Source organism: Paracoccus sediminis, from assembly GCF_900188295.1.
Taxonomy (GTDB): domain Bacteria; phylum Pseudomonadota; class Alphaproteobacteria; order Rhodobacterales; family Rhodobacteraceae; genus Paracoccus; species Paracoccus sediminis.
Window position 1 is genome coordinate 117,156 of record NZ_FZNM01000002.1, and the last position, 26,229, is coordinate 143,384.

21 protein-coding genes are annotated in these 26,229 nt (G+C 69.4%); 14 read left to right on the forward strand and 7 right to left on the reverse strand.

Annotated features, from left to right (window positions below; genetic code table 11):
* The first annotated feature begins 2 nt into the window (after positions 1 to 2).
* On the forward strand, positions 3 to 791 hold the full coding sequence (locus CHB77_RS03660; RefSeq protein ID WP_089386831.1) for an ABC transporter ATP-binding protein: 789 nt from the start codon (positions 3 to 5) through the stop codon (positions 789 to 791).
* Between the two features lie 9 nt (positions 792 to 800).
* Positions 801 to 1,970, forward strand: coding sequence for a phenylacetate--CoA ligase family protein (locus CHB77_RS03665; protein ID WP_089386832.1), 1,170 nt, complete (start codon positions 801 to 803; stop codon positions 1,968 to 1,970).
* Position 1,971: 1 nt separating this feature from the next.
* Here the strand turns inward: CHB77_RS03665 and CHB77_RS03670 are convergent, their stop codons facing one another.
* The 3 genes from CHB77_RS03670 to CHB77_RS03680 all read right to left on the reverse strand — a co-directional run bounded on the left by CHB77_RS03670 (position 1,972) and on the right by CHB77_RS03680 (position 4,951).
* On the reverse strand, positions 1,972 to 2,646 hold the full coding sequence (locus CHB77_RS03670) for a Crp/Fnr family transcriptional regulator (RefSeq protein WP_089386833.1): 675 nt from the start codon (positions 2,644 to 2,646) through the stop codon (positions 1,972 to 1,974).
* A gap of 269 nt (positions 2,647 to 2,915) precedes the next feature.
* Positions 2,916 to 4,178, reverse strand: a complete 1,263-nt coding sequence (locus tag CHB77_RS03675) for a glycerate kinase type-2 family protein (RefSeq protein ID WP_423212870.1) — start codon at positions 4,176 to 4,178, stop codon at positions 2,916 to 2,918.
* Positions 4,175 to 4,951, reverse strand: coding sequence for an FCD domain-containing protein (locus CHB77_RS03680; RefSeq protein WP_089386835.1), 777 nt, complete (start codon positions 4,949 to 4,951; stop codon positions 4,175 to 4,177). The genes CHB77_RS03675 and CHB77_RS03680 overlap by 4 nt, the downstream gene beginning before the upstream one ends.
* A 102-nt stretch (positions 4,952 to 5,053) precedes the next feature.
* Here CHB77_RS03680 and CHB77_RS03685 point away from each other — a divergent pair, with 102 nt between their 5' ends.
* The 8 genes from CHB77_RS03685 to CHB77_RS03720 all read left to right on the forward strand — a co-directional run bounded on the left by CHB77_RS03685 (position 5,054) and on the right by CHB77_RS03720 (position 16,496).
* On the forward strand, positions 5,054 to 6,511 hold the full coding sequence (locus CHB77_RS03685) for an FAD-linked oxidase C-terminal domain-containing protein (RefSeq protein ID WP_207303014.1): 1,458 nt from the start codon (positions 5,054 to 5,056) through the stop codon (positions 6,509 to 6,511).
* Positions 6,512 to 6,525: 14 nt separating this feature from the next.
* The gene (locus CHB77_RS03690; protein ID WP_423212872.1) at positions 6,526 to 7,617 is read left to right on the forward strand and encodes an FAD-binding protein; all 1,092 of its coding nucleotides are present in this window, start codon (positions 6,526 to 6,528) and stop codon (positions 7,615 to 7,617) included.
* Between the two features lies 1 nt (position 7,618).
* The gene (glcF, locus tag CHB77_RS03695; protein WP_089386838.1) at positions 7,619 to 8,914 is read left to right on the forward strand and encodes a glycolate oxidase subunit GlcF; all 1,296 of its coding nucleotides are present in this window, start codon (positions 7,619 to 7,621) and stop codon (positions 8,912 to 8,914) included.
* A gap of 117 nt (positions 8,915 to 9,031) precedes the next feature.
* Positions 9,032 to 11,125 (forward strand): TonB-dependent siderophore receptor, encoded by a 2,094-nt coding sequence (locus CHB77_RS03700; RefSeq protein ID WP_089386839.1) that lies wholly within the window; start codon positions 9,032 to 9,034, stop codon positions 11,123 to 11,125.
* Entirely contained in the window at positions 11,122 to 12,054 is a 933-nt protein-coding gene (locus CHB77_RS03705; protein WP_089387147.1) for an iron-siderophore ABC transporter substrate-binding protein, read from the forward strand. Before CHB77_RS03700 ends, CHB77_RS03705 begins: the two co-directional genes overlap by 4 nt.
* Positions 12,051 to 14,015 carry a Fe(3+)-hydroxamate ABC transporter permease FhuB gene (gene fhuB, locus CHB77_RS03710; RefSeq protein ID WP_089386840.1) on the forward strand — a complete coding sequence of 655 codons (1,965 nt, stop codon included), beginning with the start codon at positions 12,051 to 12,053 and terminating at the stop codon, positions 14,013 to 14,015. Before CHB77_RS03705 ends, fhuB begins: the two co-directional genes overlap by 4 nt.
* On the forward strand, positions 14,012 to 14,782 hold the full coding sequence (locus tag CHB77_RS03715) for an ATP-binding cassette domain-containing protein (protein WP_089386841.1): 771 nt from the start codon (positions 14,012 to 14,014) through the stop codon (positions 14,780 to 14,782). Before fhuB ends, CHB77_RS03715 begins: the two co-directional genes overlap by 4 nt.
* 13 nt (positions 14,783 to 14,795) lie before the next feature.
* Entirely contained in the window at positions 14,796 to 16,496 is a 1,701-nt protein-coding gene (locus CHB77_RS03720; RefSeq protein WP_089386842.1) for an ABC transporter ATP-binding protein, read from the forward strand.
* Here CHB77_RS03720 and CHB77_RS03725 read toward each other — a convergent pair.
* From CHB77_RS03725 to CHB77_RS18455, 3 genes are all read right to left on the reverse strand, one after another.
* Positions 16,493 to 17,464 carry a siderophore-interacting protein gene (locus tag CHB77_RS03725; RefSeq protein ID WP_089386843.1) on the reverse strand — a complete coding sequence of 324 codons (972 nt, stop codon included), beginning with the start codon at positions 17,462 to 17,464 and terminating at the stop codon, positions 16,493 to 16,495. The genes CHB77_RS03720 and CHB77_RS03725 overlap by 4 nt on opposite strands.
* Positions 17,465 to 17,594: 130 nt before the next feature.
* Positions 17,595 to 19,526, reverse strand: coding sequence for a TonB-dependent siderophore receptor (locus CHB77_RS03730; protein WP_207303011.1), 1,932 nt, complete (start codon positions 19,524 to 19,526; stop codon positions 17,595 to 17,597).
* On the reverse strand, positions 19,426 to 19,683 hold the full coding sequence (locus tag CHB77_RS18455) for a hypothetical protein (RefSeq protein ID WP_207303012.1): 258 nt from the start codon (positions 19,681 to 19,683) through the stop codon (positions 19,426 to 19,428). Before CHB77_RS18455 ends, CHB77_RS03730 begins: the two co-directional genes overlap by 101 nt.
* A gap of 272 nt (positions 19,684 to 19,955) precedes the next feature.
* On the opposite strand from CHB77_RS18455, the gene CHB77_RS03735 reads away from it, so the two are divergent.
* From CHB77_RS03735 to CHB77_RS18465, 4 genes are read left to right on the forward strand one after another with little or no spacing between them, the layout of a single operon-like run.
* Positions 19,956 to 20,939 (forward strand): iron-siderophore ABC transporter substrate-binding protein, encoded by a 984-nt coding sequence (locus CHB77_RS03735; RefSeq protein WP_089386844.1) that lies wholly within the window; start codon positions 19,956 to 19,958, stop codon positions 20,937 to 20,939.
* On the forward strand, positions 20,936 to 21,967 hold the full coding sequence (locus tag CHB77_RS17960; protein ID WP_131023303.1) for a FecCD family ABC transporter permease: 1,032 nt from the start codon (positions 20,936 to 20,938) through the stop codon (positions 21,965 to 21,967). The genes CHB77_RS03735 and CHB77_RS17960 overlap by 4 nt, the downstream gene beginning before the upstream one ends.
* Positions 21,964 to 22,989: a FecCD family ABC transporter permease gene (locus tag CHB77_RS18460; RefSeq protein WP_131023304.1), complete on the forward strand. Its 1,026-nt coding sequence runs from the start codon at positions 21,964 to 21,966 to the stop codon at positions 22,987 to 22,989. The genes CHB77_RS17960 and CHB77_RS18460 overlap by 4 nt, the downstream gene beginning before the upstream one ends.
* Entirely contained in the window at positions 22,986 to 23,783 is a 798-nt protein-coding gene (locus CHB77_RS18465) for an ABC transporter ATP-binding protein (RefSeq protein ID WP_089386845.1), read from the forward strand. Before CHB77_RS18460 ends, CHB77_RS18465 begins: the two co-directional genes overlap by 4 nt.
* A gap of 43 nt (positions 23,784 to 23,826) precedes the next feature.
* Here the strand turns inward: CHB77_RS18465 and katG are convergent, their stop codons facing one another.
* Entirely contained in the window at positions 23,827 to 26,064 is a 2,238-nt protein-coding gene (gene katG / locus CHB77_RS03750; protein ID WP_089386846.1) for a catalase/peroxidase HPI, read from the reverse strand.
* Positions 26,065 to 26,229 lie beyond the last annotated feature (165 nt).

The window sequence follows — 26,229 nt, forward strand, 5'->3', positions numbered from 1 at the left end:
CCATGCCCGCGCTGATCCTGGAAAACGTCGAAGTCATCTATGACAAGGTCTTCCTGGCCATCAAGGGCGTCTCGCTGGAGATTGGCGAAGGCGAGATGGTCGCCCTTCTGGGATCGAACGGCGCGGGCAAGTCCACCACGCTGAAATCCATCTCGGGGCTGCTCGGCCCCGAGCGCGGGCTGGTCACGCGCGGCGAAATCCGCTGGGGCGATCGGTCCATCCTGAACCTGGGCGCCCCCGAACGGGTGGCGGGCGGCATGGTCCATGTGCTGGAAGGCCGGCGCATCTTCGGCCATCTGACGCCCGACGAAAACCTGGTCGCGGCCTATCGCGGGCGCAGCATCGCGCGATTCAACGAACTGCGCGAGCAGGTCTATGCCTATTTCCCCCGGCTCAAGGAACGCATCAAGTCCAAGGCCGGATACCTGTCGGGCGGCGAACAGCAGATGCTGGCCATCGGCCGGGCGCTGATGACCGAACCCAGGCTCATCATGCTGGACGAACCGTCCCTGGGCCTGTCGCCGCTGCTGGTGCAGGAAATCTTTGGCATCATCGGCACCATCAACGCCCAGCAGGGCATGTCGGTGCTGCTGGTCGAACAGAACGCCGCCGCCACGCTGGACATCGTCAGCCGCGCCTATCTGATCGAACAGGGGCAGGTCGTGATGTCGGGGGCGGCGGACGTGCTGAAATCGAACCCCGACGTTCAGGACTTTTATCTGGGCGGGGCGGAACATACCGACTACCGCAACGTCAAACACTATCGCCGGCGCAAACGCTGGCTGGCCTGAGGAAAGCCCATGATTGCCGATACCCTGCCCGGCCGCGACACGCGCGCGGGCGACCCCCTTGACCGCCTGAACGCCCAACTGGCGCGGATGCGCGCGACGCAGCCCCTGTGGACCGACCTGCCGGCGGAACCGCTGTCCAGTCTGGCGGATCTGGCCCGCCTGCCGGTCCTGCGCAAGTCCGACCTGGCCCAGATGCAGGCCAAGGCGGCGCCCTTCGGCGGGCTGACCGGGGGTCCGGTCGCGGGTCTGCGGCGCCTGTTCGTCTCGCCCGGCCCGATTTTCGACCCCGAGGGGCGCGGGGCCGACTGGTGGGGGTCGGCGGCCGCCCTGTCGGCGGCGGGCGTGACACCCGGCGACGTGATCCTGAACACCTTTTCCTATCACCTGACCCCTGCCGCCTTCATCTTCGAGGCCGGGGCGGAAACCCTGGGATGCCCGGTCATTCCCGCCGGGCCGGGCAACACCGCGGACCAGTTGACCGCCATCACCCAATACCGTCCGCGCGTCTATGTGGGCGTGCCGGATTTCCTGAAGATCATCCTGGACAAGGCCGACGAGGACGGCGTGGACCGGTCCTGCCTGCGCGTGGGGATGGTCACGGGCGCGGCCCTGCCCGACAGCCTGCGCGCGGACCTGGCCGGGCGCGGGGTGGCCGTGCGCCAATGCTATGGCACCGCCGACCTGGGCATCGTGGCCTATGAGGACGGCGGGCCGGGGATGGCGGTGAACGACGGCGTGATCGTGGAAATCGTCCGCCCCGGCACCGGGGATCCGGTTTCCGACGGCGAGGTCGGCGAAATCGTCGTGACCCGCCTGAATGCCGATTACCCGCTGCTGCGGTTCGCCACGGGCGACATGTCGGCGACCGATGGCGCAGGCCGCATCAAGGGCTGGATGGGCCGCGCCGACCAGGCGGCCAAGGTCAAGGGCATGTTCGTGCGCCCCGAACAGATCGCCGCCATCGGCCGCGCCGTGCCGGGCTGCCAGCGGCTGCGGCTGGAAATCACCCGCGCGGGCGAACAGGACCGGATGCGCCTGCTGGCCGAACACCCCGACAGCGCCGCCGCCGACAGGCTGGCCGAAAAACTGGCCGAGATCACGCGGCTGAAGGGATCGGTCCAGGTGGTCGCGCCGGGAAGCCTGCCGAACGACGGGCGCGTCATTGCCGACCTGCGCTGACTCACTCCAGCACGGGGGCGCCGTCTTCCAGCCGGGTCCGGTCCAGAACCCGGACCGCGTTGCGGCCCAGTTCGATGATGCCCTCGTCGCGCAGCTCGCCCAGCATCTTGTTGACGGTCTGGCGCGAGCAGCCGATCACCACGCCCAACTGCGACTGGCTGATGCGCAGCAGGCCATCGTCCGAATCGCTGGTCAACTGCCGCAGGTACAGACGGATCCGCTGGTCGGCGTTGTAATAATGGTCGGCCATCCGGTTGCGGTTTTCCCGCATCAGGCGGTCGTGCAGGATCGTGCACAGGTTCGGGATCAGGATCTGGGGCGGCACATGCGCGTACAGCGCCTTGGCCGGGCAGAACAGGACGGTGGTGTCGGGCATGGTCAGGCAGCTGGCCGCGCAGGGGCGGCCCGACAGCGCCTCGACCTCTCCCAGCATTTCGCCAGAGATGGCGGTGTGGACGATGACCTGGTTGCCGGAACTGTCCACATAGCCGACCTCGACCCGGCCCGAGGCGATGAAATAGCTGCCGGTCGTGGTTTCGCCCTGCCGCAGGACATAGGTTGCCGATTTCAGGACGCGGGCGGTGCAGGACGACAAGAGCGCGTGTTTCTGATCGCGCGACAGACCCACCAGGATCGGGGCGTCGAACAGGTGGGCGTAATCCGAGGGGTCGATCATTGCGGAATCGGTCCGTGAACAGCCGGGATGGCCGTCAGTAAACCAGAGAAAGATACGGAGGAAAAAGCGAAAATGGCTATCCCGGCCCGAAACGGGCAACCGCGTGAACCCACGCGACGGGATAGCCTGAACTCGCACCTACCCAGAATATCTACGCACCACGACTGCGCACCATGAGGGATAGACCTTTTGTGGGATGCAGAGTGTCAAACAGGCGACATTTTGCCGCGGGAAACGTAAAAATCCGGCTTTTCCGCGGCAATTTTCAATCACAGGATTAAAATTGCCCTGAAATCATTAACGTTGGTTAATGTGGGGCCTGTCACGATCTGGGCGTGAATCCGCCGAAAAAGGGTGTGCGAATCATTTGACGCCAAGGCCAGCGAGGCTGCGTCGGCAGTGGCCAGGGCCAAGGTATCCGGGCCGATCACGGCTCCGGCGACCTCGGCCGCGCCATCGACGCCATCGGTGTCGCAGGCCAGGGCGTGAATGCCCGGCGCACCGTCCAGAGCGATGGCAAGCGCCAGACAGAATTCGGCGTTCGGCCCGCCAACTCCGTCGCCGCGGCGCGTCACGGTCAGTTCGCCGCCCGACAGGATCAGCAGCGGCGGATCGCCGGGCCTGCGCTCGGCCTGCCGGTCCAGAACCAGCCGGGCCTGTGTGGCGGCAACATGCCGCGCCTCGCCCTCCAGCGCATCGCCCAGGATCTCGACCGCGCAGCCTGCGGCTTGGGCCAGATCGGCGGCGGCGGCCAGCGACTGCGCGGGGGCGGCGATGACGCGGTTTTCCGCGCGCGACAGCCGTGCGTCGCCGGGCGGCACCACCCCGCCGCCTTCGTGCAGCGCGCGGGCCACGCTGTCCGGCACGGTGATCCGCCAGCGGTCCAGGATCGCCCGCGCATCCGACGGGGTGGTCGCATCGCCCACCGTCGGCCCGGATCCGATGAAGGCCGGGTCGTCGCCCGGCACGTCCGAAATCATCAGCGCCAGCATCCGCGCGGGCCATGCCGCCGCAGCCAGCCGCCCGCCCTTGACGCGGGACAGGTGCTTGCGGACCGTGTTCATCGAACCGATCGGCGCGCCCGAGGCCAGCAGCGCCGCGTTCACCGCCTGCTTGTCGGCCAGCGTCACCCCGGTTGACGGCGCGCAGAGCAGCGCCGAGGCCCCGCCCGAGATCAGCGCCAGAACGAAATCGCTTTCGCCAAGTCCGCCCAGCAGATCCAGCATCCGCAGCGTGGCCCGCGCGCCGGCCTGGTCGGGCACGGGATGGGCGGCTTCGACGACCTCGATTCCCTTGCAGGGGCGGGCATGGCCGTAACGGGTGATGACCAGCCCCTCGCACCGCCCCCAGGCGGCCTCTACCGCCTCGGCCATGCGGGCGCTGGCCTTGCCCGCGCCGACCACGACGACCCGGCCCTCGGGGCGCGGCGGCAGATGGGCGGCAAGCGACCGCATCGGGTCGGCAACGGCGACCGCCCGGTCGAACACGGCGCGCAGAAAGGCGGCGGGATCGGCCCTGGGATCCATCGTCATCCCCGCTGGCCCAGACCGCCGCCGGACTGGCGGCGGCGGGCGGTTTCCCCATGCGCCCGCGCCTCGGCCAGGTCGCGGGCGGCCTGACGGACATAGGCCAGATGCGCATGGGCGGCCGCGCGCGCCGCATCGGCGTCGCGCGTCAGGATCGCCGCCCCGATGGCGCGATGCTGGTCGCGCAGGGTGTCGCGGACCTGCGGCAGCGTGAACAGCCGCGCCCGGTTGGCCGCCACGTTGCTGCGCAAGCTGCCCGACAGCGCCCGCATGACCTGCAACAGGACCAGGTTGTGGCTGGCCTCGTAGATGGCCTGGTGCAGGGCCGCGTCGGCCTCGGCCTCGTCTTCGGGGATGGCGGCGGCATGGGCAGCGTCGATCCGGTCAAGGGTGGCGCCGATCCGGCCGCGGTCCAGATCGGTGGCGCGGACGGCGGCCAGCCCGGCCGCGTGGCTTTCCACCACATCGCGGAAATCCAGACAATCATCCTCGACCTCGGGGCGTTCGGCCAGCAGCGCCAGCAGCGGATCGGTGATCGCCGCACGCCCCAGCGCGGCCACCCGCATCCCGCGCCCCTTTTCGCCGACCAGCAACCCGCGATCCTGCAACAGCTTCAGCCCGTCGCGCAGGGTGGGCCGCGACACGTTCAGCCGCGCCGCCAGATCGCGTTCCGGCAGCAGGCCTTCGTCCGGGGCCAGCGATCCTTCCAGGATCAGGTTTTCGATATGGCGCGCCACCGCGTCGGCAGCCCGTTCGGGGCGGATGGAAAAATCGGTCATGGCCTTGCCCTTGTCGTCGCGCCCATGTCATCGCAATTGACAGCCTTGGTCAAATCATTTTACCACGGAAACGCGATAGCAGCAGGGGGCAGAGCCATGACCATCGCCATGCCGGCGCCTGACGCGCAGGTCATTGCGCAAAGACCGCAGATCGTCGCGGCCCTGCGCGCGGTGCTGCCCGCCGACGCGGTGATCGACGATCCGCACGAAACCCGCGCCTATGAATGCGACGCGCTGACCGCCTATCGCTGTCCGCCGCTGGCCGTGGTCCTGCCCCGCACGACCGCCGAGGTCGCGGCGGCGATGCGCGTCTCCCACGGGCTGGGCGTGCCGGTGGTGCCGCGCGGGGCGGGCACGTCGCTGGCGGGCGGCGCGCTGCCCACCGCCGATTGCGTGATCCTGGGCACCATGCGCCTGAACGCGTTCCTGGACATCGACCTTGCCAACCGGTACGTCCGCGTGCAGTCGGGCGTCACCAACCTGTCGGTCAGCGCCGAACTGGAACCGCTGGGCTTTTTCTACGCCCCCGACCCGTCGTCGCAGCTTGCCTGCACCATCGCGGGCAACATCGCGATGAATTCGGGCGGCGCGCATTGCCTGAAATACGGGGTGACGACCAACAACCTGCTGGGCGCCACGGTGGTCCTGACCACCGGCGAGATCATCGAACTGGGCGGGCCGGAACCGGGACCGGCGGGCCTGGATCTGCTGGGCGTGCTGTGCGGATCGGAAGGCCAGCTTGGCGTCGTGACCGAGGCCACGTTGCGCATCCTGCCCCGCCCCGAAGGCGCGCGGCCCGTGCTGATCGGGTTCGATTCGCCCGAGGTCGCGGGCGAATGCGTGGCCAACATCATCCGGTCGGGCGTGCTGCCGGTGGCCATCGAATACATGGACGAGCCGTGCCTGCGCGCGGTCGAATCCTTTGCCAAGGCCGGATACCCCGACTGCCCCGCCGTCCTGATCGTCGAGGTCGAGGGGTCGAAGGCCGAGATTGACGACCAGATCGCCCGGATCCGCGCGATCGCCGACGCGCTGAACCCGGTGGAATTCCGCGAAAGCCGCAATGCCGACGAATCCCTGGCGATCTGGAAAGGCCGCAAGTCGGCCTTTGGCGCCATGGGACGGCTGGGCGATTACATCTGCCTGGACGGCACGGTGCCGGTGGGCCAGCTGCCCCATACCCTGCGCCGGATCGGGGAACTGTCGCGCCAGCACGGGCTGGAGGTCGCCAACGTCTTTCACGCGGGCGACGGCAACATGCACCCGCTGATCCTGTTCGACGCCAACACGCCCGGCGATCTGGCCCGCGCCGAGGCGTTCGGCGCCGACATCCTGCGCCTGTGCGTCGAGGTCGGCGGCTGCCTGACGGGCGAACATGGCGTGGGCGTGGAAAAGCGCGACCTGATGGGCGATCAGTACGACCCCGACGATCTGGCCATCCAGATGCAGGTCAAGGACGTGTTCGATCCGGGCTGGCTGCTGAACCCCGCCAAGGTCTTTCCGCTGGAGGCCAGCGCCGCGCATCGCGCCCACACCGCACCGCTGGCGGCCGCCGAATGACCGTCGTCACCGATCTGGCCCCCGCGACCGAAACCGAGGTCGCCGCGATCCTGTCCGAGTGCCATGCCCGCCGCCGGCCTGTGCGCATCCTGGGCGGCGGCACGCGCGTCGAGAACCGCACCCTGGGCGAGCCGCTGTCGCTGTCGCGCTTGTCGGGGGTCGTGACCTATTCGCCGGGCGAGATGACGCTGATCGCCCGCCCCGGCACCCCCCTGCCCCAGATCCTGGCGATGCTGGCCGCCGAAAACCAGACCCTCGCCTTCGAGCCGCCGGACATGCGCGCCATCCTGGGCCGCAGCGGCACCCCGACGCTGGGCGGCATGGTCGCGGCCAATGCCGGCGGCCCACGCCGGATCCTGGCGGGCGCCTGCCGCGATCACCTGCTGGGGGTGCGCTTTGTCGATGGGCAGGGCCGCATCCTGAAGAACGGCGGCCGGGTGATGAAGAACGTCACCGGGCTGGACCTGTCCAAGCTGCTGGCGGGATCCCACGGCACGCTTGGCGTCCTGACCGAGGTGGCGCTGAAGACCCTGCCCCTGTCTCCGGCCCGCACTACGCTGGCCTTTCCCGGCGTGGACGACACAACGGCCCTGCGCATCTTCACCGCCGCGCTATCCACCCCCTACGATGTGTCGGGCGCGGCCCATGTCGGGGGCACCGCCTATCTGCGGATCGAAGGGCTGGACGGCCAGCGTGCCTATCGCCGCGACCGGCTGCTGGCGCTGCTGGCGGAATACCGCCCCGAGGTGGTGGATGACGCGCCCTGGGATGCGATCCGCGACGTGACGCATTTCGTCGGCGGCGGCCCGCTGTGGCGGATCCTGTGCCGGCCCACCGACGCGCCTGGCCTCTGCGCCGGGCTGCGGGCGATGGGCGGGGATTGTTCGCTGGACTGGGGCGGCGGGCTGATCTGGTATCGCGGTCCCGGCCATCCGCGCGCGCTGGCCCCCCATGCCACGCTGATCCGCCGCGCGGATGCCGTCGGCCCGGCCTTTCCGCCGCTGCCCGGCGCCGTGGCCCGCATCCAGGACGGGCTGCGCCGCAGCTTTGATCCGGCGGGCATCCTGAATCCCGGCCTGATGGCCTCTGATGCGACGGGCGCCTGACATGCAGACAACCTTTACCCCGGAACAGCTTGCCGATCCGCTGACCGCCCGGTCCAACGAGATCCTGCGCACCTGCGTCCATTGCGGGTTCTGCACGGCCACCTGCCCCACCTACAAGGTCCTGGGCGACGAACTGGACAGCCCGCGCGGCCGGATCTACCTCATCAAGGACATGTTGGAAAACGCGCGCGTGCCGGACGACAAGACCGTCACGCACATCGACCGCTGCCTGTCCTGCCTGTCCTGCATGACCACCTGCCCGTCGGGCGTCCATTACATGCACCTGGTCGATCACGCCCGCGAATACATCGAACAGAACTACCGTCGTCCCCTGCCCGACCGCGTGCTGCGCTGGGTGCTGGCCAGGATCCTGCCCTATCCGGGACGTTTCCGGCTGGCATTGCTGGGGGCCAAGCTCGGGCGTCCGTTCCGCCGCCTGATCCCCGACGCGCGGTTGCGCGCCATGCTGGACATGGCGCCCCGCGACATTCCGGCGCCCAGCCGCAACGACAGCCCGCAGGTGTTTGCGGCCCAGGGGCCGCGCCGCAAGCGGGTGGCGCTGCTGACGGGCTGCGCGCAGCGGGCGCTGAACACCGACATCAACGACGCCACCATCCGCCTGCTGCGTCGGCATGGCTGCGAGGTGGTGATCCCGCGCGGCATGGGCTGCTGCGGCGCGCTGACCCATCACATGGGCCGCACCGGCGAAAGCCACGCCTTTGCCGCCGCCAACATCCGCGCCCTGACCGCGGAAATCGACGGCGCGGGGCTGGACGCCCTGGTCATCAACACCTCGGGCTGCGGCACGACGGTCAAGGATTACGGCCACATGTTCGCGGGCGGCCCGCTGGAGGCCGACGCCGCCCGCGTGGCCGCCCTGGCGAAAGACATCACCGAGGTGATGGCCGACCTGGGCCTGACGGACGCCACCCACGCGGTTCCACTGCGCGTCGGCTATCACGCCGCCTGTTCCTTGCAGCACGGCCAGGGGATCAAGGCCACGCCCAAGGAATTGCTGGCGGCGGCCGGGTTCACGGTGCTGGAACCCCGCGACAGCCATATCTGCTGCGGATCGGCGGGCACCTACAACCTGATGCAGCCCGCGATCTCCGCCGAACTGAAGGCGCGCAAGGTCGCCACGCTGGAGGCGACGAGTCCCCAGGTCATCAGCGCCGGCAACATCGGCTGCATGATGCAGATCGGGTCGGGAACCGCCGTTCCGGTCGTCCATACCGTCGAATTGCTGGACTGGGCGACCGGCGGGCCGCGGCCGCAGGCGCTGCGCCATGCCGCATGACGCGAAAAGGCCACGGCAAGGGTTAATATCGTAGGGTTTTGGTCGGGAATCCTTGACGGGACGCCTCCGAATGGGCAAAGGGTCGGAAACCGTCCCCGTTCCGTGCAGGATTTCCCCATGCCCGTCACCCTTCGTTCCCTGTTCCTGGCCAGCGTCGGCGCGGCGGCCCTGGCCTGTCCCGCCCTGGCGCAGGACACCGATGCCACCGCCGACGATTCGGTCTTCGTGCTGGGCGACATCACCCTGACCGTCGACGATGTGGCGGGCTATCGGGCCGATGGCGCGCAGGCGACGAAATCCTCGGTTCCCCTTGCCGAGGCGCAGCAATCGATCAGCGTCGTGACCCAGGACCAGATCGCGGAACAGGGATCGGACAACCTGGGCGAGACGCTGAACTACAGCGCGGGGATCCTGGGCCAGCCCTTCGGCGCCGATCCGCGCTTCAACAACCCGACCCTGCGCGGCTTTTCCGGCGAACGCGCGCAATATGTGAACGGGTTGCGCCAGGGCCGCCTGTTCGGCGCGGTGGATTACGAAACCTATGGAATGCAGCAGGTCGAGGTTCTGCGCGGCCCATCGTCGTCATTGTATGGGTCCGGCTCGCCCGCCGGGATCGTCAACCAGGTGCAGAAACGCGCCCGGTCCACCGACTTTGGCGAAATCGGGCTGGGGCTGGACAGCGACAAGGGCAGGCAGCTGTTCTTCGACGTGAACCGCGCGCCGACTGCGGATCTGTCCTGGCGCGTGACCGGCGCGGGCCGCGACATCCGCACCCAGGTCGATGACGTGGACAACCGGCGCGGCTTTCTGGCGGGGGCGGTCCGCTGGACCCCGGACGATGCCACGACCATCGATATCCTGTCGTCCTATACCAGGGATTCGCCGATCACGCCGGTGGGCGTCCCTTATGCGCTGGCGCAGTCCGGCGATCTGGACGACCTGCGCGATCTCAACGCGGGCGAACCCGGTTTCGACGATAGCGACCGCAGGCTGTTCACGCTGGGGGCCGAGGTCAGTCACGCCCTGGACAATGGCTGGACCCTGTCCCAGGGCGTCCGCTACGAGGATTTCGACTGGATCTATGACGCGACCTCCTGCGCGTTCTTCTGCCCGCTGAACGCCGACGGCACCTTTGACCGCACCACCATTCGGCAGCGGGAAGACAGCCAGACGCTGAGCGCCGACACCCGCCTGTCGGGCGAAATCACGACGGGCGCCGCCACCCACCAGGTGCTGCTGGGCCTGGACGTGCAGAAATACGAATCCGACGATTTCACCATCTTCGGCACGGCCGCGCCGCTGGATCCGTCGAACCCGGTCCGTGATCCCGATGCGGTGACGCTGGACGGCTTTCGGGGCGGGCGCGACATTTCCTTTACGCAAACCGGGCTTTATGCCCAGGACGAGGTGTCATTGGGCAACTGGCGCGGTTCGCTGGGCCTGCGCTATGACATGGCCGAACAGGACGGCCTGTCCTATGGTTCGGATTCCAGCTTCGACGACAGCGAACTGACCGGCCGCGCGGGCCTGGCCTATGCCTTTGCCAACGGGCTGCTGCCCTATGTCAGCTATGCCACGTCGTTCGAACCGCTGCCGGGCACCGATATCCAAGGCTCCGCCTTGCGGCCGACCCAGGGCAAGCAATGGGAAGCGGGCCTGAAATACAGCCCCGCGGCCTTTGACGGGTTGTTCACCGCCGCGATCTATGACCTGCGCCAGACCAACCTGACCCGCCCGGTGTCCGAGGAGATCGGCGGCACCATCGTCAGCGGCTTGCGCCAGATCGGCGAGGCGAAATCGCGCGGGCTGGAACTGTCGGCCATCGCCACGGTCGCGCAAGGTTGGGACGTTCAGGCCAGCTATGCCTATAACGATACCGAACAGCGGGAAGGCGACAATGCGGGCAAGGCCCTGCCCAATGCCCCGAAACATCTGGCAAGCCTGTGGGTCATGCGCGATTTCGGCAACGGCATCCGCGCGGGCGGCGGCATCCGCCATGTCGGCGAACGCTTCGGCGACGAGGCGAACACGCTGGATCTGGACAGCCAGACCTTGCTGGATCTGGGCGCCACCTATGAACGCGGCAACATCAAGGCGGCGCTGAACGTCCAGAACCTGACGGACAGGGCCTATGTGGCGACCTGTTCCAGCTTCGGCTGCTTTTTCGGGCAGGGCCGGACCGCGACCGCGAAAGTCAGCTATCAGTGGTGAACGGGCCGGACCGCCGGGGGGCGCCCGTCCCCCGGCCCCATCGCCGGACGATCCTGACCGCCGCCGGGACCATCCTGGCGGCGGGTCTGCCTGTGCGGGGCGCCCCATCCCTGTCCGCGTCCCCCGCGCCGCGCCTGGCCGCCATCGACTGGGCGATGCTGGAGACCGCCGTGGCCATCGGCCACATGCCGGTGGCCGCCGCCGAACTGGTCCGCTTTCGCGCCGATGCGGTCGAACCGCCCATCCCCGGCCATGTCACCGACCTGGGCCTGCGCGGGGCGCCGAATTTCGAATTGCTGCAACTGGTCCGGCCGGACCTGATCCTGTCCTCGCCCTATTACACCCGCTACGAGGATCGGCTGCGGACCATCGCCCCGGTTCTGTCTCTGCCTTTCTTCATCCCCGGAGAGGCGCCCTTGCCCAAGGCGCTGTCGGCGCTGGCCGCGCTGGCCGATGCCATCGGCGATCCGGCGGCGGGTGCGCGGGCGGTGGCGGAAACTACCGCCACGCTGGACCGGCTGGCCGCGCGGCTGGCCCCGTTCCGCGACCGCCCGGTGGCGCTGGTCAACATCGGCGACGCGCGGCACCTGCGGGCCTTCGGCTTTGACAGCCTGTTCGGCAGCACGCTGGCCCGGCTGGGCCTGCGCAACGCCTGGGAAGGCAATACCGCCTTCAGTTTTCTGGCGCCGGTGCCGCTGGAACGGCTGGCCGACATGCCGGATGCCCGGCTGGTCCATGCCGGCGCCCTGCCCGCCGCCGCCCATCGCGCGCTGGGGCGCAGCATCCTGTGGGCCGCCCTGCCGCCGGTCGCCGGGGGGCGGACCTATCGCCTGCCCGACACCAACGCCTTTGGCGCGGTTCCCGCCGCGCTGCGGTTTGCCGCTGCCCTGGCCAACGCCTTCGAGGCCGGGCCTGGGACCATCGCATGACGGCCCGCCTGCTGCCTTTCGCGCTGCTGGCGGCACTGTTGTGGGCGATGGCCGCGCTGCATCTGCTGCCCCTGGCGCAATGGCCCGCCTGGCCGCTGGATCCGGCGCGGATGGACATTCCCCAGATCCTGCTGGGGTTCGGCCTGATGCCGCGCGGGGTCGTGGCGCTGCTGGCCGGGGCCGGTCTTGGCCTGTCCGGCGCGATCCTGCAAGCGGTGCTGCGCAACCCGGTGGCCGATCCGACCACGCTGGGCATATCGGCGGGCGCGCAACTGGCCCTGGTCATCGCGACGATGCTGGCGCCCAGCCTGCTGGACGGCGGCCGCTGGCCCGTGGCGATGACCGGGGCCGGGCTGGCGGCGGGGCTGGTGCTGGCCATCGGCGCGCGGCGCGGCTTTGCGCCCGTGACCATGGTCATCGCCGGGATGCTGGTCGGCATGACCGCCAGCGCGGTGGCCACCGCGATGACGCTGGCGCGCGGCGAATACCTGCTGTCGCTGGTGATCTGGAACGGCGGCTCGCTGGTGCAGGGGGACTGGTCGGGGGTCCGGGTGCTGGCCGGCGTGCTGGCGTTCGGGGCCGTCGCGTCGGCCCTGCTGGCGCGTCCCCTGCGCGTGCTGTCGCTGGGGGCCGAAGGCGCGTCGGGCCTGGGCCTGAACGTGGCGGGGGTGCGGCTGCTGGCGGTGGGCGTCGCGGTGGTCCTGGCCGGGGCGGTGTCCGCCGAACTGGGGCTGATCGCCTTTGTGGGCCTGGCCGCGCCCGCCCTGGCCCGCACGATGGGCGCGGCGTCCATCCCCCGGCTGCTGGCCCTGTCGCCGCTGATCGGCGCGCTGATCCTGTCGGTCTGCGACGGGCTGGTGCTGCTGGTCGCGGACCATGTGGGCGAGATGTTTCCGACCGGCGCGCTGACCGGCCTGATCGGCGGGCCGCTGCTGATCTGGCTGCTGCCGCGCCTGCGCGGATCGACCCCTCCGGGGACCGAGCGCGCCGAAGGCCCCGCCCCGCGCCGCGACCGCCCGGCGCCCCTGCTGGCCGGAATGGCCCTGGCCTTGGTCATTGCGGCCCTTGTCCTGGTCTGGATCGGCCGCGTGCCGGGGGGTTGGGCGGTTCTGGACGCCGAAAGCGCCGCGGCCTTTCTGCCGATGCGCCTGCCGCGCCTGATTGCCGCCGCCGCCGCCGGGGCGTCGCTGGCCATCGCGGGGGCGATCCTGCAACGCCTGACCGCGAACCCGCTCGCCTCGCCCGAGGTGCTGGGCGTGTCGGGCGGGGCGGCGATGGGCTATGCGGGCGTGGTCTATCTGGCCGCCGCGCCCACCGCCGCAATGCTGATGATGGGGACCATGGCCGGGGGCGCGGTGACGCTGGCGATGGTCGCGGCCTTCGTCAGCCGCCGCGAGATGCCCGCCGAACGGGTGCTGCTGGCGGGGATCGCGGTCTCGGCGCTTGCCGCGGCGGTGCTGTCGGCGGCGATGGCGGCGGGCGATGCGCGGTCCTTCCAGATCCTCGGCTGGCTGTCGGGGTCGTCGTCGGCCGTGACAATGCCGGGGGCGCTGGCGCTGGCGACGCTGGCGGCGGTGCTGTGGGCCGGCGCCCTGGCCGCGCGGCGCTGGCTGGCGGTGCTGCCGCTGGGCGCGGGCATCGCGGGCGGGCTGGGCCTGCCCTTGCGCCGCGCCCGCCTGCTGCTGATCGCGCTTGCCGGGATGGCCACCGGGGCGGCGACCGTGCTGGTCGGGCCGCTGTCCTTCGTGGGCCTGATGGCCCCGCACCTGGCCCGCCGCCTGGGGCTTGCGCGGCCCGGCGATCATGTCGCGGGCGCCGCCCTGATCGGGGCCGGGCTGATGTTGGCCGCCGATTTTGGGGCGCGGATGGCGGGCTTTCCCTATGACCTGCCGCTGGGCCTGTTCGCGTCGCTGATCGGCGCGCCCTGGCTGATCTGGCTGATGACGAGACCGCCCCGATGAGCCTGTTTTCCATCCGCGACCTGACCGTGGACGTGCCGGACCGCCGCCTGCTGCACGGGCTGACGCTGGACCTGCCGCCGGGCCGGATGACCGCCCTGATCGGCCACAACGGGTCGGGCAAATCGACGCTGCTGAAGGTGCTGGCCCGCCAGATCGCCCCCAGCGGCGGCACCGTCGCCTTCGAGGACCGCCCCTTGCCGGGCTGGCACGCCCGCGACTATGCCCGCCGCCTGGCCTTCCTGCCCCAGCACCCGCCCCCGGCCGAGGGCATGACCGTGCGCGAACTGGTGGCCCTAGGCCGATACCCCTGGCACGGCGCACTTGGCCGCTTTGGCCCCGGCGACCACGACGCGGTGGCCCGCGCGATGGACGAATGCGGCATGACGCCCTTTGCGGGCCAGTTGGTCGATACCCTGTCGGGCGGCGAACGCCAGCGGGCCTGGCTGGCGATGATGGTGGCCCAGCAGGCCGGAACGCTGCTGCTGGACGAACCGATCAGCGCGCTCGACATCGCCCATCAGGTCGAGGTTCTGGCGCTTGTGCGCCGCATGTGCCACAAGGCGGGCCGCAGCGCCGTGATCGTGCTGCACGAGGTCAACATGGCCGCCCGGTTCTGCGATCATGTGGTTGCGTTGAAAGGCGGCCACATGGCCTTGCAGGGCGATCCCGCCGGCCTGATGCGGCCGGATGCGCTGGAACACATCTATGGCCTGCCGATGCAGGTGCTGACACGCCCGGACGGCAGCCCGGTGGCCGTCCCCGCCTGAAGGAACACGACCGATGCTGCGCCAGTTCTTTTCCTATTACCGCCCGTTCATGGGGCTGTTCTGGCTGGATTTCGGATGCGCGGTGCTGTCGGGCCTGCTGGAACTGGTCTTTCCGCTGGCCATCACCGCCTTTATCGACCACCTGCTGCCGCAGGGCGACTGGACGCTGACGGTGGCCGCCGCCGTGGGTTTGCTGGCGCTGTATGCGATCAATGCGGGGCTGCTGACGGTGGTGATCTATTGGGGACACAAGCTGGGCATCAACATCGAAACCGCGATGCGCGCCCGCGCCTTCGACCATCTGACCCGGCTGTCCTGGCGCTGGTACGACCGCGCCCGCACCGGCAAGCTGGTGGCCCGCGTGACCCGCGACCTCGAGGAAATCGGCGAGGTCGCCCATCACGGCCCCGAGGACGCCGTCATCGCCATCATGACGTTCGTGGGGGCCTTTGCGCTGATGTTCTGGATCAACCCCCAACTGGCCGTGATCGTGGCGCTGATCGTGCCCGCGATGCTGGTCCTGGTGATCGTCTATGGCGGAAGGATGACGCAGACCTGGCGCGCGATCTATTCCCGCGTCGGCGATTTCAACGTCCGGCTGGAGGAAGCCCTGGGCGGGGTCCGCGTGGTCCAGGCCTTTGGCAACGAGGCGCACGAGAACCACCTGTTCGCCGCCGACAACGCCCGCTATCGCCAGGCCAAGCTGGACGCCTATCGCGTGATGGCGGCCAGTTCGGCGCTGCAATATCTGGGCCTGCGGCTGGTGCAGGTGATCGTGATGGTCGTCGGCGCGGGCTTCGTGCTGTCGGGCGATCTGACCACCGGCGGGTTCGTGGGCTTTCTGCTGCTGGTCGGCGTCTTCTATCGCCCGCTGGAAAAGATCGCCGCCGTGATCGAAACCTATCCGCGCGGCATCGCCGGGTTCCGCCGGTATCAGGAACTGCTGGCGACCGATCCGGAAATCGCCGATGCCCCCGGCGCCGTCGAGGCCCCGGCCCTGCGCGGCGACATCCGGTTCGATCAGGTCAGCTTTGCCTATGACGAGGGCCGCACCATCCTGGAGGGCATCGACCTGACGGTCAGGGCGGGGGAAACCGTGGCCTTTGTCGGCCCGTCCGGGGCGGGCAAGACCACGCTGCTGGCGCTGCTGCCGCGTTTCTATGAACCCACGGCGGGCCGCATCACCGTGGACGGGCTGGCGCTGTCCGACATGCGGCTGAACAGCCTGCGACGCCAGATCGGGCTGGTCAGCCAGGACGTGTTCCTGTTCGGCGGCAGCCTGCGCGACAACATCGCCTATGGCCGCCTGGGCGCCACGGACGACGACATCCGCCGGGCCGCCGCGCAGGCGCAGCTGACCAGCATGATCGACAGCCTGCCCGACGGGCTGGACACGATCGTCGGCGAACGGGGCATGATGCTGTCAGGGGGCCAGAAACAGCGGGTGGCCATCGCGCGGGCCTTTCTGAAAAATCCGCCGATCCTGATTCTGGACGAGGCGACAAGCGCGCTTGACAGCCAGACCGAACGCGAGATCCAGTCCGCGCTGGATGTTCTGGCGGTCGGGCGCACGACGCTTATCATTGCCCACCGCTTGGGCACGATCCGCAACGCCGACCGGATCGTCGTCATGCGGGGGGGCCGGATCGCGGAAATCGGCAGCCATGCGGATCTGATCGCCAAGGGCGGCATCTATGCCGGGCTGGCGGCTTAGCCCCAATAGGCCGCGGCCATGAAATCCTTGCGGTCCAGGCCCCGCGCCAGCAGGTGCTGGCGGGCCTGACGCGCCTGCGCGGCCTCGCCCGCGAACCAGGAAAAGCTGCCCGGTTCCAGATCCGCCTGCGCCAGCGCCGCCAGCAGGTCGTCGCAGCGGGCGACGCGCGGATCGGCGGCCAGCGGGCCAAGATCGGAATAGCTGGCGCGAACATGGGCCGTCACGACGCCCCGCGCCAGATCCAGCATCCGCGCCATGGCGGGCAGCGCCGTTTCGTCCCCGAACAGATGCAGGCGGTCCGCGTCCGGGCACCCGCCGCCGCCCGGCCCGATGATCCCGACCGTTGCGCCCTCTGGCCCAGACAAGGCCCAGTCGCAGGTCGGGCTGCCGTCGTGGCGGAAGATGTCGAAATCCAGCCAGCCGTCGCCCCCATCGGCCAGCGTATAGACCGGCCGGTGCAGCGCATCCGCCCCCGCCGGCCATTCCGTGCGGCCCGATGCGCCGGTGCGCGGCCAGACCGGCACGCGCCCGGCGGGCGCCAGCAGCAGCCGGAAATGCAGGCCGCCCATTCCGAACCGCACCGCATCCGGCCCGGCCAGCCGCACGCGCAGGAAGCCCGGCGACCGTTCGGTCACGGAAACGACCCGCATCAACGACAGGCCCGGCGCCAGCGCGCCCGCGTCCACCCGGTCCCAGGCGACCTCCAGCCCCGCTTCGGCGAACAGTTCGGTCGCGCTGTCCTGAAGGGTGCCGATCAGCCGCGCTTCGGGGGCGGACAGCTCGATCCGAACGGCGTCGCGTTCGGGCACCAGGCGCAGTTCGCAGCCCCAGACGAACAGGCTCATCGCCTCGGGCGTCTCGACCACGGGCATGTCCCAGGCGGCGGCGCGGGCCTTCAGTGCCGCGGCGGCCGCGCCGGATGCGCGCGGAATGGTGCCGAAATTCCGGTGGTTGCGCAAATGCGACATGACGCGATCCCCTGATGGACAAGGCCGTCTTATAATAAAGTAATTCAGTCAACAATCTGGAAAGCGCGTGATTTCCAGCCTGCCGCGGGCCGGGCATCCGCCGTCTGGCGGCGGATGCCACGGGCGGTCGCTACCAGGTCCGGCGCAGGGTCACGCCGATCTCGCGCCCCGGATTGTAGGTGATCGCGCCGGATGCCGCCTCGCGGTGTTTTTCGTCCAGCAGGTTGGTCACGTTGACCGCAAGCCGGGTGTCGTCCGTCACGTCATAGCCATAGGCCGCGTCGATCAGCACCGCCGCCTCGCTTTTGGCCGTGTTGTCGTCGCCGCCAAAGGCCGTGCCCTTGTAGCGCGCGCCGATCCCGAAGGTCATGTCGCCCCGCGCGCCCTGCCCCGCCCATGTGTAATCCAGCCAGACCGAGGCCAGGTGCCGGGGCACGTTGCCCAGGCTGTTGCCCCGGTTCGACGACAGGCGATCGGTGATTTCCGTGTCGGCATAGGCATAGGCCGCGATCACCGACAGATCGCCGGGCAGTTCGGCGCGGGCCTCAAGCTCGATCCCGCAGGCGCGGATCTCGCCGATGGTGCGGGGGATCGGCGGGTTGGTGCTGGCGTCGTTGCGGGTGATATTGGTCTTGCGCAGGTCATAGACGGCGGCGGTGAACAGCGCGTCCAGGCCCGCCGGGCGGTATTTCACCCCGGCCTCGACTTGCCGGCCTTCCTCGGGTTCCACGGTCAGGGCGGCGGGCAGAACCGATTCGGCATAGCTGGCATAGGCCGACAGGTCGGGCGTGATCTTGTAGGTCAGTCCGACGCTGCGGGTCGTCTTGCTGAAATCGGCGGTCGTCCGCGTGCCGTCCAGGGCGGTGCGGGACAGATCCATCCGGTCGTGGCGCAGGCCCACGCTGGCGATAAGCCGGTCCGAGACCGTCAGTTCCTGTTGCAGATACACCGACGCCACCCTGTCGTCGCCGATCGTCCGGGCATAGGGGGCCAGCCTGTCCAGATCGATCCCGCCCGCATAGACGGGACCGGTATAGTCCGCAGGGACCGCCGTCGTGTACCAGCTGGTCGAATCCGATTCCACGTCGCTGTATTGCAAACCGACCAGGGTGCGGCTGGCGATGCCGCCAAAGGTCGCGTCGTATTGCAGGGTCGCATCCGCCACCGTCTGTTCGGCGGTCGCGGCATTGGCGAAGTAATAGCGGTCGGCGGGGCTGACGCCGTCGGCGTCCCAGATATAGACATAGCCAAAGCCCCGATCCTCGGACTGGTGACGGGCCTTGGCATTGAAGGCCAGCCCGTTGCCGAAATCATGGTCCAGCAGAACGCTGACCGCGCGCCGGGTGTTGTCCACATAGTTGAAATCCGGTTCGCCGAAGAACACGTCGCGGGCAAAGTTCGTGCCGGTCGGCCAGCCCGATCCGGTCGATCCGTCGCGGTCGAGGTAATCCGCGACCACCGACAGGCGGGTCCGGTCGGTCGGCCTCCAGGTCAGCCCGCCCATCACCAGCGTCGCGTCGTCGCGGCTATGATCCAGTTCCTTGTCCGATTTCTGCACCCGTGCCGTCAGCCGGTAAGCCAGGGCGGCATCCGGCGTCAGAATGTCGCCGAAATCCACGCCCGCCTCGGCCCGGCCAAAGGATCCGCCGCCGACATAGGCTTCGCCGAAACGCTCGGCCCGTGGCAGCTTGGTGGCATAGTTGACGATGCCGCCCGGTTCGGACGGGCCGTTCACCGTGGAATTGCCGCCCTTGACGATCTCGACCCGCTCATAGGCAAAGGCATCCTCGCGGATGCCGCCGAACGCCTTTTGCATCGGCAGCCCGTCGCGATAGACAGAGGCGTCGAAGCCCCGCAGCTTGTAGTAATCGAAACGGTCGTCGCCGCCATAGAAATCGGTGGTCACGCCGGTGGCGTACCGCAGCACCTCCTCGGCCGTGCGGGCGCCGCGCCGGGCGATCTCATTCGCGGTCACGACCGACACGGATGCCGGAGTATCCAGGATCGGCGTCGCCAGGCCGCTGCCCGCCGTGCTGGAATAGGCCACGACGCCGCGCGTCATCGTCGCCCTGTCCGTCCAGGGTGATCGGTGCCAGCACCGTCACGGTGTCACCGGCCTGCTGGGCCAGAAGGCCGGCGGGGGCAAGGGCGGTGCAGCCGAACAGAAGAACGGTCAGACAGCGGTGCCTGCCCCCATGGGCGGTCTTGTCAAGGAACATGCGTTTTTTCCACAAGTTGCGATGTTTCATGGCTGGCTTTCGGCGGGGGGCCGGATCGCTTGCGGATGGATCGATCCCCGGTTCGGGCTTGCGCCAGACCGTTTTGGGATCGCGTCGGCACAACCCGGTCGGATCGCGCAACGGCTGCCTTGTGTATCCCTAGTTTTTTTGTCAGATACAATGGAAATCGTGTCGCCCGTGTTCGTCCGACGGCCATGGCGTGACGAAACCGACACAGACAGGCTGCGGCCTGATTGCCCCAGGAGCGTTCGATGCACCCCTGTTTCCCGCGTTCCGCCCTGATGATCCTGTTCGGGTGGCTTTCGGCCGCTGCGGTCCAGGCGCAGGACTTTCCCGTGACCATTCCGCACGCTTTCGGCACCACCACCCTGACCGAACGGCCCGCCCGCGTGGCCACCGTCGCATCCGGCAACCACGAGGTTCCGCTGGCCCTGGGCGTCGTGCCCGTAGGCATGGCGGCGGCCAATTATGGCGACGACGACGGCGACGGCGTGCTGCCCTGGGTGGCGGAGCGGCTGGCCGAGTTGGGAGCCGACACGCCCCCGCTGTTCGACGAAGGCGACGGCATCGACTTCGAGGCGGTGGCCGCCACCCGGCCCGACGTGATCCTGGCCGCCTATTCCGGGCTGACGCGGGCCGACTATGACACGCTGTCCCAGATCGCGCCGGTCGTGGCCTATCCCGACGCGGCCTGGACGACCGACTGGCGGCAGACGATCCGCCTGAACAGCGCGGGCATGGGCATGGCGGCGGAAGGCGAGGCGTTGATCGCGGACATGAACGCCCGGATCGCCGGCACCCTGGCCGCCCATCCCCGATTGCGCGGCAAGACCGCGATGTTCGTGACCCATCTGGACACGACCAACCTGTCGGTCGTGAATTTCTACAGCGCCAACGACACGCGGGTGAAGTTCTTCGCCGATCTGGGTCTGGCGATGCCCCAAAGCGTCACGGCGGCGACGCGACCCGGCCAGTATGCGGGTTCCATCAGCGCCGAACGGATCGATGCCTTCGACGATGTGGACATCCTCGTCACCTATGGGGGCGCCCCCCTGCTGGAGGCGATGCGGGCCGATCCGCTGATGGCCCACATGCCCGCCATCGCCAAGGGGGCCATCGTGATGCTGGGCAACGACCCGATGGGCAATGCCGCCAACCCGACGCCGCTGTCCCTGCCTTGGGTGCTTGACGATTACGTGGCCCTGCTGGCCGGGGCGGCGCAGGCATCCGAATGACCGCCGCCACCGCCATTCCCGGCCTGGACCGGCGGCCGGGCGGCGGCCGCGGCCTGTGGCTGGTCCTGCTGGTCTTCCTGCTGGCCCTGCTGGGTGCGCTGTCGGTCGCCGTCGGCACACGGGACGTGGGTCTGGACGACATCCTGGCTGCGCTGCACGGGCGGACGGACAGCATCGGCCAGGCGGCGGTGGCCGCGCGGATCCCGCGCACGGTGCTGGCGGCGGTGGCGGGGGCGGCGCTTGGACTGTCGGGCGCGGTCATGCAGGGGGTCACGCGCAACCCCCTGGCCGATCCGGGGATCCTGGGGGTGAACCTGGGCGCGTCGCTGGCGGTGGCCGTCGCGGTGGCCTGGTTCGGCATCGCCTCGATGCAAGCTTATGTCTGGGTGGCTATCGGCGGCGCCGGGGCAACCGCGGCGTTCGTCTATGCCATCGGATCGCTGGGCCGGGGCGGGCCGACGCCGCTGAAGCTGGCCTTGGCGGGGATGGCCACGTCGGTCGCGCTGTCGTCGCTGGTGGTCGCGGTGATGCTGTCGCGGGGCGATGTCGCGGGGGGATTGCAGGCGTGGCAGATCGGGGGCGTCGGCGGGGCGACCTTTGCGCGCCTGATGCCCGTTCTGCCGTTTCTGGGGGCGGGACTTGCGATCAGCCTGGCCTCGGCGCGCTGGCTGAATGCGCTGGCCCTCGGCGACGACATGGCAGCGGGCCTGGGCGAGCGGGTGGCCGTGGCCCGAGGCGTTTCATCGGCCGGGGCGATCCTTTTGTGCGGGGCGACCACGGCGGTCTGCGGGCCGATCGGGTTCGTGGGTCTGGTGGTGCCGCACCTGTGCCGGTTGCTGACCGGGATCGATCACCGCTGGCTGTTGCCGTTTTCGGCCCTGGGCGGGGCCTGCCTGCTGATCGCGTCCGACATTGCGGGCCGCCTGCTGGCCCGGCCGGCCGAACTGGACGTGGGCATCGTCACGGCCCTGGTCGGCGCGCCGGTCTTTGTCGGGATCGTGCGGCGCGCGCGGGTGCGCGAGCTGTGACCGCCAGCCTGATCGCCAGGGGCCGGCGGCGCCGCGCCCGCCGCCGCCATGCGGTCATCGGCGGCGCCTGCGCGCTGCTGCTGGCCGGGTTCGCCCTGACGCTGATGCTGGGCCAGTCCTTCGTCGCCCCCCAAACGGTGCTGCGGGTGCTGGCGGGCCAGGACGTGCCCGGCGCGTCCTTCACCGTGGGCCAGTTGCGCCTGCCCCGCGCGGTGGTGGCGATCCTGGCCGGGCTGTCCTTCGGCCTGGGCGGCGCGGCCTTTCAGATCATGCTGCGCAATCCGCTGGCCAGCCCCGACATTATCGGCATCAGCCGTGGCGCCAGCGTCGCGGCGGTGCTTGCCATCGTGGTGCTGGATCTGGACGGGCCGATGGTGTCGGTCATGGCGGTGATCGCGGGGCTGGCCGTGGCCATCGCGATCCATGGCCTGGCCTCCAGGGGCGGCGTCGCGGGCACCCGGCTGATCCTGGTGGGCATCGGCGTGTCCGCGATGCTGGACAGCGTCATCGCCTGGACCCTGTCCCGCGCCCCGTCCTGGGATCTGGCCGAGGCGATGCGATGGCTGACGGGCAGTGTGAACGGCGCGCACCTGTCCCAGGCCCTGCCCCTGCTGGCGTCGCTGGCGGTGTTTGGCGGGCTGCTGGTCAGCCGCAGTCGCGACCTGGAAACGCTGCGGCTGGGCGACGACACCGCCGCCGCGCTTGGCACGGATGTCGCGGCGACGCGGGTGGCGGTGATCGTCGCGGCCGTGGGCCTGATCGCGGTGGCCACCGCCATCACCGGGCCAATAGCCTTTGTGGCGTTCCTGTCCGGGCCGATTGCCGCGCGGATCCTGGGGCCGAACGGATCGGTGCTGATCCCGGCCGCCCTGGTGGGCGCGGCCCTGGTGCTGGTGGGCGACTACGCGGGCCAGTTCCTATTGCCCGCGCGCTTTCCGGTGGGCGTCGTCACCGGCGCCTTGGGGGCGCCCTATCTGATTTACCTGATCGTGCGCATGAACCGCACCGGAGGATCGCTGTGACCGCCCATTCCCTGTCCGTTCATCGCCTGTCTGCCGGATACGGCGACCGGACGATCCTGCAAGGCCTGGATCTGGACATTCTGCCGGGGCGGATCACCGCCATCGTCGGCGCCAACGCCTGCGGAAAATCGACCCTGCTGCGCAGCATGGCGCGGTTGCTGGCCCCCCAGCAGGGGCAGGTTCTTCTGGACGGCAAGGCGGTCCACCGGATGCCGCCCCGTCAGGTCGCGCGGATCATGGGGCTGCTGCCGCAGTCGCCCCTTGCCCCGGAAGGCATCGCCGTGGCCGATCTGGTCGGCCGGGGCCGCCACCCCCATCACGGCATCCTGTCCCGCTGGTCGCAGGCCGACGATCAGGCCGTGGCCGACGCGATGGAGGCGACGCGAACCCTGGATCTGGCCCATTGCGCCGTGGACGAACTGTCGGGCGGACAGCGCCAGCGGGTCTGGATCGCCATGGCCCTGGCCCAGCAGACCGACCTGTTGCTGCTGGACGAACCCACGACCTTTCTGGACATCAGCCACCAGATCGAGGTTCTGGATCTGCTGACCGACCTCAACCAACGGCGTGGCACGACCGTGGTGATGGTGCTGCACGACCTGAACCTGGCCGCACGCTATGCCGATCATCTGGTCGCGATGGCGGGCGGCGCGCTGCACGCCCAGGGCGCCCCGGACGAGGTTCTGACCGAGGATACCGTCCGCGCCGTCTTCGGTCTTTCCAGCCGGATCGTTCCGGATCCGACCTCGGGGCGGCCCATGATGCTGCCCATCGGGCGGCATCGGATGGCATAGACAGCGGAAAAGCCGGACCATGCAGGCCCGGCTTTCCGGTGGATCACACCGGGTCCAGGGCGCGCCGCGCGTCGAAGCGGTCGGCGTTCATCACCTTGGACCACGCCTTGCCGAAATCCTGCACGAACTTGTCCTTGCAATCGTCCTGGGCATAAACCTCGGCGATGGCGCGCAGTTGCGAATTCGACCCGAAGATCAGGTCCACCCGCGTCGCGGTCCAGCGGGGGGCGTCGGTCCGGCGGTCGGTGCCGTCGAACACCATCTGGTCGGCGTCCCGCGCCTTCCACACCGTGTCCATCGACAGCAGGTTGACAAAGAAATCGTTCGTCAGCTGCCCCGGACGGTTCGTCAGCACGCCATGGCCAGTGTGATCCCAGTTGGCGTCCAGCGCCCGCAATCCGCCCACCAGCACGGTCATTTCCGGCGCCGTCAGGGTCAGCAGCTGCGCGCGGTCGATCAGCAGTTCCTCGGCCGGGACGTTGAACTTCTGGCGCTGATAGTTGCGGAACCCGTCGGCCAGCGGCTCCATCCAGTCGAAGCTATCGACGTCGGTCTGGTCCTGGGCGGCATCGCCCCGGCCGGGGATGAAGTCCAGCGACAGGTCATGACCGGCAGCCTTGGCCGCGGCCTCGACCGCCGCGTCGCCGCCCAGCACGATCAGGTCGGCCAGCGACACCTTCTTGGCGCCCTTGGCGTCGAACTCGGCCTTGATGCCTTCCAGCACGCCCAGCACTTTCGCAAGCTGCTGCGGCTGGTTCGCCTCCCAGTCCTTTTGCGGGGCCAGGCGGATGCGCGCACCGTTGGCGCCGCCGCGATAGTCCGACCCCCGGAACGTAGAGGCCGAAGCCCAGGCGGTCGCCACCAGTTCCGGCCCGGTCAGGCCCGAGGCCAGCACCTGTTCCTTCAGCGCCGCCACGTCCGTCGCGTCGATCAGGGGATGGTCGGGCGCAGGCACCGGATCCTGCCAGATCAGATCCTCGGACGGCACCTCGGGGCCTTCGTACAGAACCTTGGGGCCCATGTCGCGGTGGGTCAGCTTGAACCAGGCGCGGGCAAAGGCGTCGGCGAACTGGTCGGGGTTGTTCAGGAACCGCAGCGAGATCTCGCGATAGATCGGATCCTCGCGCAGCGACAGGTCGGTGGTCAGCATCCCCGGCGCGATGCGCTTGGTCGGATCATGCGCATCCGGCACCGTGCCCGCCCCCGCGCCGTTCTTGGGCTGCCATTGCCAGGCGCCCGCCGGGGACTTGGTCAGTTCCCAGTCGTATTCGAACAGGTTCTTGAAATAGCCCATGCTCCATTCGGTCGGCCTTTGGGTCCAGACGACCTCCAGCCCGCTGCTGATCGCGTCGGCGCCATGGCCCTTGCCGAACTTGCTGGTCCAGCCCATGCCCTGCAATTCGATGGCCGAGCCTTCGGGATCGACATCGACATGGCTGGCCTCTCCGGCGCCATGGGTCTTGCCGAAGGTGTGGCCGCCGGCGATCAGGGCCACGGTTTCCTCGTCGTTCATGGCCATGCGCTTGAACGTCTCGCGGATGTCGCGGGCGGCGGCCACCGGGTCGGGCTTGCCGTCCGGGCCTTCGGGGTTGACATAGATCAGGCCCATCTGCACGGCGGCCAGCGGGCTTTCCAGTTCGCGGTCGCCCGACCAGCGGCTGTTTTCCTTGTCGGAGGTCGCCAGCCACTCGATCTCGGACCCCCAATAGATGTCCTCGGCCGGTTCCCAGACATCGGGACGCCCGCCGCCGAATCCGAAGGGTTTGAAGCCCATCGATTCCAGCGCGACATTGCCGGTCAGGATCAGCAGGTCGGCCCAGGACAGGCTGTTGCCGTATTTGCGCTTGATCGGCCACAGCAGGCGCCGGGCCTTGTCCAGGTTCACGTTGTCGGGCCAGGAATTCAGCGGCGCGAACCGCTGCGCCCCCGACCGCGCGCCCCCGCGCCCGTCGGCGGTGCGATAGGTGCCCGCGCTGTGCCAGGCCATGCGCACGAACAGCGGCCCGTAATGGCCCCAGTCGGCGGGCCACCAGTCCTGGCTGTCGGTCATCAGCGCCCGCAGATCCGCCTTCACGGCGTCCAGGTCCAGCTTGCGGAACGCCTCGGCATAGTTGAAGTCGCCGCCCAGCGGGTTCGACTGTTCGTTGTTCTGGTGCAGGATCTTCAGATTCAGCTGTTCGGGCCACCATTCGCGGTTCGACCGCGCCTTGGCGCGCGTGTTGCGATTGCCGCCGTGCTGGATGGGGCACATGGCGCCGGCGCTGGGGGTCTTGTCATCCATGTCATGTCTCCTGTGATCCGCGGCCGTGGCGGGCCGGGCTGTGTCCGTTTCCGGTCAAGATTGTTCCGCGCGCATGGTAAGCACTGTGGCCGCAAGGGCAAGATGCCAGCGCGGCCCTGCGGCATCAGGTCCACCCGCCTTGCGTCATTCCGGTCGCAGGGGATA